We start from the raw sequence: 7,547 nt of genomic DNA on the forward strand, positions 1-7,547 counted from the left end.
CCATAAGTGGTGTTAGAGATAGTGCTATAGCACCTTTAAAAAAGTCTCTTCTTGAATTTGATTTGTTTTTCATTTCTATTTCCTATTTTTTTATTTTAGGAGTCTATTTTATCTTAAGTCACTTTAAGTTTCTACCTTAATATAACTATTCTACTTCAACTCTCCCCAAGAGAGTCCAATATTAACATAGAAATATGAAGTTTTATTTTATCTAATTTACTACAAAAAAATTATAGGATAGTCAAAGAGTAAGCCTGTTATAATCTTATAAAAATTAATAGGATATATATTTGATAGTTTTAGATTTATTTTCAGGTGCTGGTGGTTTATCTGAAGGATTTTTTAGAGAGGGTGCAACTTTTGTTGGTCATGTAGAAGCTGATATTCACGCATGTAATACCTTACGAACTCGAACAGCCTATTGGAATTTAAAAAAGAATAATAGATTAAATATTTATTATGATTATCTCCTAAAAAAAATTACACGAGATGAGCTTTGGAAAAAAGCAAATATTTTAAACTCTAATGATGTAATAAATGCCACAATTTCAGATAAAACATTTAATGACATTGTTAAAAAAATTAAAAAAAATATAAAAGAAAAAAATATCAAACAAGTAGATGTAATTATTGGAGATCCTCCTTGTCAAGCCTATTCAGTTGTAGGTAGAGCAAGAGTCAATAACCCCACCCTAAAGGGTGAGGCTTGAAGATTTTTAAGCGACTAAGTCGTTTAATTTTAATCTTGGTGGATAATTGACGCACCCATATCGGTTGGCAACAACAGGATATTGAAGCTGACCGTTACTTGTTAAATATTTTACAAGGATATTTGCAGCACCATTAACATCAGCGTTTATCAAATATCCTTTTGAGGTTCTAAATAGACCTCTCTTAACTCGCTTACCTTTGTAGGTATCGTGTTTTTCAATTGGTTCATTGTCAAGAAACGAACATTTAGAGGTATAGCTTTCTTCTTGTAGATAATATCTTATCCCTAACTGTTCACACTTACTTTGTAATTTTCTTTTAAATATATCATAAGGGATATTTACAAAGTTTTGGTTATTTTTCTTACCCATATTAATGTTTCGTTTAATATCTGAGAAATCTCCAACCACAATCGAGCCTATATTCTTTGAAATTGCATAATCAGTTATATATTTAACAGCTAAATTAAAATAGTTGTTAATCTTGTTGTATCTCTTGCGAGAAATGGTTAGCATCTTTTTAGAGACTTTGATACTTTGTCTATCAAGTATGGATTGATAATATGCTTTTTGTTTGTTGTAATGTCGGTTAATTGATTTGATATATCGCCCATCAATAATAAAAGACGACCCGTCATTAGAATTAAAACAAGTAGCAAAATTATCTAAACCCATATCAATAGATAAATATTTATCTTTATCTACAGATATAGGTTTAAACTCTTTTTTGTAAACAAATTCAATATCAAATTCTTTGCCATTAAAAATAGGTAATATTCTAACTTCTTGAAGTTTATCTACCGTTATATTTTTTGGTAGTTTAAATTTGAGTTCTTTAAAAGATGGTTTATGTTTTTCTCTAAAAGCTTTTGAGAAGCCTATGATGACATACCCTTTACGGATACGAGCTGAACGACCTTGAATGGTTATATTAATAAGTTCATCTTGTTTTTTATAGCGAGGTATTCTTATCTTTTCGGTATACTTGTCTTGTGATTTGAGTTTTAAAAGTCCAAAAAAGCTTTTAAAGTTTCTATCTACAATACGAAGTATCTGTTGGGAAGTATTACTGAGCAAGAGCTTATAGTTCTCATTCTCTTTGCATTCGTGATAGTTTTTTGCATATGGCAAATAGGCATTGTTGTTGAAATAATACTGCCTAACACTATACAAACCAACATTGTAAAGTCTTGCAGAGTAGTAAGATAACTGTCTGACAATTTCAAGCTTGGTGGAACTGAGTTTTAGTCGGTTCTTTTGCGTTAATATCATAGTTTTCATATAACAATTATATGCAAATTATGATATGATGTCAAGTAAGCTTTTTAAGTAAAGCTGATTATTTCTCCTCATCGCCATAAATGGTGATGTCTCCGAAATAAAGGAATAAAGATAAAAGATAGTGTATCTTGTGGGTCTAGAAATTTTCTATATCAAAATTATGTAAAATTTTTAGAAGAGTTTCAACCTAAAATGTTTGTTTTTGAAAATGTACCTGGACTTAAAACAGCAGGTGGTGGAAAATATTTTAATGATTTAAAAAATGCTCTAAATAAGGCAGAATATCATATTGTATTAGATGAATTAATTGCTTCAGATTATGGTGTTTTACAAAATCGTAAACGAATTATTATTATTGGTTGGAAAAAAACTAAATATGGTTAGCTCATTTTCTTTTGTATATTTCTAAATTTTACTATCTTTCCATAAATAAAAATAGTATAAAAGATTGTCATCTATAATGTATCTCTTAGGCTATCTTTTGAAGTGAATATTTTTTCCCCATAAGTTGCGTAGCAAAAGCTAAATAAGTTTGGATATCTTTTTCTGTAAGTGTAGGGGTATTGTTTTAATATCTAAAGATATTTTTACGATGAAATTCTAAAAATTCTAAAGATGGATAAAACTTCTTAGGCATATTCAACTCTTTAGTTTCAAACTGTCCAAAATAATCAATAAATATTTTTTTATTAATTTTTTGTATTTCTCTTGAAAAAAGAATAATTAAATTATCATCAAAACTTATAAGTCCTGAATCAAAAGCTTTATCATGAATTGCACATAGGCACAGCCCATTTTTTGGATTTAATCGGTGTTCTTTATTTTTAGACCATGGAACTATATGACTTGCTACTAAAAGAGAAGTATGATCTAAACTACATAAAGCACACTTCTCATTATAGTTAACCAATACTATTTTTCTAAAAAAATTCTGATTAACTCGTGTTCTCACTAACTGTAGTTTCTCCTCTCCTGTCTTTTCAATAATTCCTTTAAAATTAACTTCTTCTAATTTAGAATCACCTAAATTCTCCAATAGAAGTTCACTCTCTAATACTAGTTTTTCCCAATTATTGCTAAACTCTTCAAATATAAGCTTATCATGTTTAGAATGACTAGACATTCCTTTAATACCTCTTTTTTTTAATTCAGGGTCTAAACTAGCAAAGTTAACAAGTTTTAAAGCAACAGCATTAGCAGTTCTTCCTATTTGTTCAGCTAAATATATTATTTCTGGGTTTCTACTATGTAATTTTCCAAAAGGAAGTTTACAATAAAGGTTAAATGTCAATATTAACTCTTCTCTTGTCCATCTTTTTCGTTTCATGCTATTCCCTTTTTAAAATTTTTTATGGGAAATGAATCCATTCTGTTACACACAATTTTGGTAATATCTTTTTTTAAAGCAATATCAAACTCTTTAGCTTTAGAAATTTCATCTTCTGTTAAGCCTATTCTTTCATCACTAGGTTGTCCAACACGATGACTTTTACCACTAACAACCAATACCTCATCCTCTTGTGGTGCAGAACGCTCAATTTTCCCTATAGTTATACTATTTGTTATTTTATATTTATCATTTCTATCTATATTTATAAGAGCAATATCCCAATTAGTTAACTCTTCCTCTTTTCCTTTTTCAATATAATTTGTTAATGCTTCGGTATCAGTGCTTTGATTTAATGGATGATTTTTAAAATCATATAAAAAGCTTAATACTGTATTGGCATGAATATTTTTCCATAATAAATTATTTTTATTTTTTATATAATCTGTTCCCAATACTTCAATAAATTTTTTCAGTATTTCTAAATTCTCTTCAATAATAGTTTGCTGACTGCTTAAGACTCTTGTCTCTATTAACTTATTAGAGTAACAAACTTCAACCAAAGCATCCTTTGAGTTATACATTTTATTTCTAGCTGTCACAATAAGAGATGATGGATGGTCTTTAATCTTTAGTCCGTAATCTCTAGGACTCTGTTTATGATATTCCATAATTTTTAGCTCTTCTTTTAGCTCCTCTACAACTTCAGCAATATATCCATACCAATCCATAGCCTCTTCACGCATATATACTCGACATAAATCTTTATAATTATCTCTATACCCAAACCATCGACCCATTTGCAACAGAGTATCATACATTTGTGTATTTCGTAAAAAATAACTAATCGTTAGCCCTTCAAGGGTAAACCCACGAGATAATGAGTACCCTCCAATAGCAATAACATTTAATCCACTCTCTTTATAATCATCATATCGTAATGGTTCATTTTGACTATTTATTACATGAACTCTTATGAGTGCTTCATGATTTATTATCTCTTCTAATATATCTTGAAAACTAAAATTATCTTTACAATTACTATATTCATCTAACCATAATTGATAAATATGTTTTAACACATCATTCTTTAGTATCTCATCTAAACTTTTTTTATAGTTATACTTAATAAAACGCAAAACTTTTGGTAACTCTTCTACTAAAATATTTTTTATCTGCTCTTGAATATGTATTCTAAAAGAGACATTAATAAGCATGGAATGGTGTCTATTTTTAACACCTCTTAACCGTTTAATTGCTCCTGATAATAAAAATAGATAGATTGATTCATATAAAGATTGGGGTAAATAATTTACACTAAACTCTTTAGTATGTTTTATAGGTAAACAAGGTTCATTATCTTCTATTTTTCGTAACATTTTTTCTGGTTCATCAAGAAAAATAGTTTTTGCTCCAATATAATTTGAAGGTGCTTCAAGAGCAATAATAAAATCTTCTGGAAATAAATCTTCTCCTATTTTATCATCTTCTCCCTCAGGGTTAATAAATATATTAGCAAATGGTGTTGCTGTATATCCAATATAACATCGCCTATCAAACATATTTAAAATTTCTCTAATTTGCTTGTTAATCTTAGTTGCCTCATTTGATTCTTTTTTAGTATTAATAGAGGCGTTATCTGCTTCATCATCAATAATTAAAAGAGGATAATTAGAGAGTTTATCTTCAGTAGTAGTGCCTTTTAGCCAATTAATTATATTATTTAGAGTTGAATAATTTTTCTTAATGACTAAAATAATTGGTTCAACATAATCTTTAGGGTCAATTCCTAATGAACGAAGATTGTCTCTTTTAAAATCATTTAATGTGCTGGTTAAACTTCCTGGAATTCGTCGATTATTATTTAATCCTACCCCTACAAACTCTTGTGTTAAATTATCTTTTCCTATAAACCCCTCATTAATTCTTTTTTGTGTCTGTTCTCTTAAGTTATTATGAATACCTGCTATTAAGATAATAAGCTTGTAGCCTACATCTGCTGATTTGTTAATTAAAGAGATATAGTTAGCCGTTTTTCCTGACTGAACATATCCCATAACTAAACCTTTTTTTATCCACCTACCCTCATGATGTGGATTTTCTAAATAGTCCAATATCTTTTCATTCTTTTCAAAAATATTATTAACAACAGTTGTAGGATAACCCTCATTATTTAATAGATAGTATTTATATCTATCTTCATAGTATCTACTTCTCTCTTTAAGTGTATGCAACCAAGGCTTCCAACCTTTTTTGATAACTTCTGTACCTAAAGGGATAGAGATTTGGTTTTCTGATATTATCTCTTTTATTAAAATCTCTTTCTCTTTCTCTTCCAATTGACAATCTGAAATACTCTCATATAAAGGAATCTTCTCTTCTATCTCTTTTTCTGTTAATGTCTTTTTTGTATTTAAGATTAAAGTTTTTATTTGATTTTTAATAATATTAAAACAGTTCATTATCTATAGTCCCCTTTTTGTATATTGTTCAAAAAACTCATTCCACTCTTTAGTATATTTATTAAATGGCTCAATATACTTTAAAGTCTCTATATTATAGAGTATTCCATTTTTATATAAAAGCATTGCTTTATATTCTAACTCTTTATCCATAAGTTTATTATCTAAAATAACCTCTTTTGGATTACTTCCTAAATCTGTATAGAGTGTATCCTTAGGAAAAAAATTTGCAATCAGTTTTAAAATCTCTTTAAATTCGTATTGATTTTCTTTATCTAATTTCTGCATAAAACTCTCAATAATAGGATGCTTTTGATTAATTAGATATTTTATCTCACCTCTAGCACTTGTTCTCTCCCAAAAAGCTATATTTGAATGAGAAATAGAGCGACTACGCCCTTTATATACTCTAGTAGAACTACCTGCAATTTTTTCTATTATTTTTTTTAATCTCTGTCGGATAACTAAAGGTGGAGATGCTTTTGATTTTTTTACATCTATCTTCCATAAATCATCTAAATTATTAGGTAAATCTATCTGAATTCTAGCAAGTTTATACATCTCTAATTGAGGGATTAATCTAAACCAAGTACCAGAGATTAATAATCTTCTATTTCTATAAACATAAAAACCTTGATTTTTAAGATAACCACCACTCCCTGCATAATGCTCATAATCTTGTGCTGATACTTTACTATAGTGAGGTAGAATATAAGGAATAATTTTAATTTTTTCATTATTAATAATAATAGTTTCTTCAGTCAATTCCTGTGTTGCTCTATGATGAGAGAAAAAAGGGTCAAAAGCTTTGAGTTGTTCTTCATTAATAAAAATATTTATCTTGTCTTTACCTTTTAAATATCTATGAAATACTAGCTCTAAATGCTTTTGCAAATTTTCTATTTTTTCATAAACTACATCTTCATTTGCTTTGGAGACACTATTATCTACAATTCTATCTGTCTTTTCCCATATAACCATTGTTCCATTTTCTTTTAACTTATCAATCTTATATAGAGTAGAGAGTTCGTCGTTATCTAAAACTTGTAAAGACCAATCTTCTGTTTGAGCTACATAATCTAAGTCCCATACAGTAGCTACCCTATAATTTTCTTGAGATGAAACTACTGTTAGTTTACGACATTGAGAAAAAGAAGCAGTTTTTAGACCCAGACCAAAGCGACCTAAATCATTTTCATCACGACTCTCTAAAGGATTTCTACTTCCTGGTCTCATTGCTTCAATAAGTTCTTTTTTATTCATGCCTAAACCATCATCTATAATCGATAGAGAGAGTTTTTTATCTTTAAAGTCAAAATAGATATGGATATTTTTAGCTTTTGCAGTTATACTATTATCAATAATATCTGCTACAGCACTTTCAAAAGAGTAGCCTATATCTCTAAGAGATTCAATCAATGATGATGCTTTTGGTAAAAGTTGGATAGATTGTATAAATTAGACCAATATAAATTTTTACCTATATTATAACTCTCTCCTAATTAACTAAAGTTGAGAGAAATAAAATCTTTACTCTTTTTAATTATAATAACTCTTTTATGAACTTGTTAAGTTTTATTAGTAACGAATATTCATAATTAAAAATATAAATTTACTTCAACTCTCCCCAAGAGTCTCCAATATTAACAGAGCATTTTAGAGGAACATTAAGCTTCATTATATTTTCCATAATCTTTTTAAATTCCTCTGCAACCTCATCTACAATATCTTCTCTTATCTCAAATATAAGCTCATCATGAATTTGAA

7 protein-coding genes are annotated in these 7,547 nt (G+C 28.2%); 2 read left to right on the plus strand and 5 right to left on the minus strand.

Annotated elements, in window-relative coordinates:
• Positions 1-290: 290 nt before the first annotated feature.
• Complete coding sequence (locus HZY31_RS05695; RefSeq protein ID WP_297318463.1) at positions 291-710, plus strand: DNA cytosine methyltransferase; 420 nt, start codon at positions 291-293, stop codon at positions 708-710.
• A 6-nt stretch (positions 711-716) separates the two neighbouring features.
• Here the strand turns inward: HZY31_RS05695 and HZY31_RS05700 are convergent, their stop codons facing one another.
• A complete protein-coding gene (locus HZY31_RS05700) occupies positions 717-1,982 on the minus strand; it encodes an RNA-guided endonuclease InsQ/TnpB family protein (RefSeq protein ID WP_297318464.1) in 1,266 nt (421 codons plus the stop codon).
• Positions 1,983-2,102: 120 nt separating this feature from the next.
• Between HZY31_RS05700 and HZY31_RS05705 the strand changes: the two genes are divergently transcribed.
• On the plus strand, positions 2,103-2,375 hold the full coding sequence (locus tag HZY31_RS05705) for a DNA cytosine methyltransferase (RefSeq protein ID WP_297318468.1): 273 nt from the start codon (positions 2,103-2,105) through the stop codon (positions 2,373-2,375).
• Between the two features lie 184 nt (positions 2,376-2,559).
• Here the strand turns inward: HZY31_RS05705 and HZY31_RS05710 are convergent, their stop codons facing one another.
• The 4 genes from HZY31_RS05710 to HZY31_RS08125 form a co-directional block, all read right to left on the minus strand.
• Positions 2,560-3,318 carry an HNH endonuclease gene (locus tag HZY31_RS05710; protein ID WP_297318465.1) on the minus strand — a complete coding sequence of 253 codons (759 nt, stop codon included), beginning with the start codon at positions 3,316-3,318 and terminating at the stop codon, positions 2,560-2,562.
• Positions 3,315-5,780 carry a Z1 domain-containing protein gene (locus HZY31_RS05715; protein WP_297318466.1) on the minus strand — a complete coding sequence of 822 codons (2,466 nt, stop codon included), beginning with the start codon at positions 5,778-5,780 and terminating at the stop codon, positions 3,315-3,317. Before HZY31_RS05715 ends, HZY31_RS05710 begins: the two co-directional genes overlap by 4 nt.
• A 3-nt stretch (positions 5,781-5,783) precedes the next feature.
• The gene (locus HZY31_RS05720; protein WP_297318467.1) at positions 5,784-7,199 is read right to left on the minus strand and encodes an ATP-binding protein; all 1,416 of its coding nucleotides are present in this window, start codon (positions 7,197-7,199) and stop codon (positions 5,784-5,786) included.
• A 193-nt stretch (positions 7,200-7,392) separates the two neighbouring features.
• Positions 7,393-7,542, minus strand: a complete 150-nt coding sequence (locus HZY31_RS08125; RefSeq protein ID WP_366863790.1) for a DNA polymerase — start codon at positions 7,540-7,542, stop codon at positions 7,393-7,395.
• Positions 7,543-7,547 lie beyond the last annotated feature (5 nt).

The sequence above is a fragment of the Methanocaldococcus sp. genome (genome assembly GCF_024490875.1).
In the GTDB taxonomy this organism is placed as follows: Archaea; AGJL01; Methanococci; order Methanococcales; family Methanocaldococcaceae; genus Methanocaldococcus.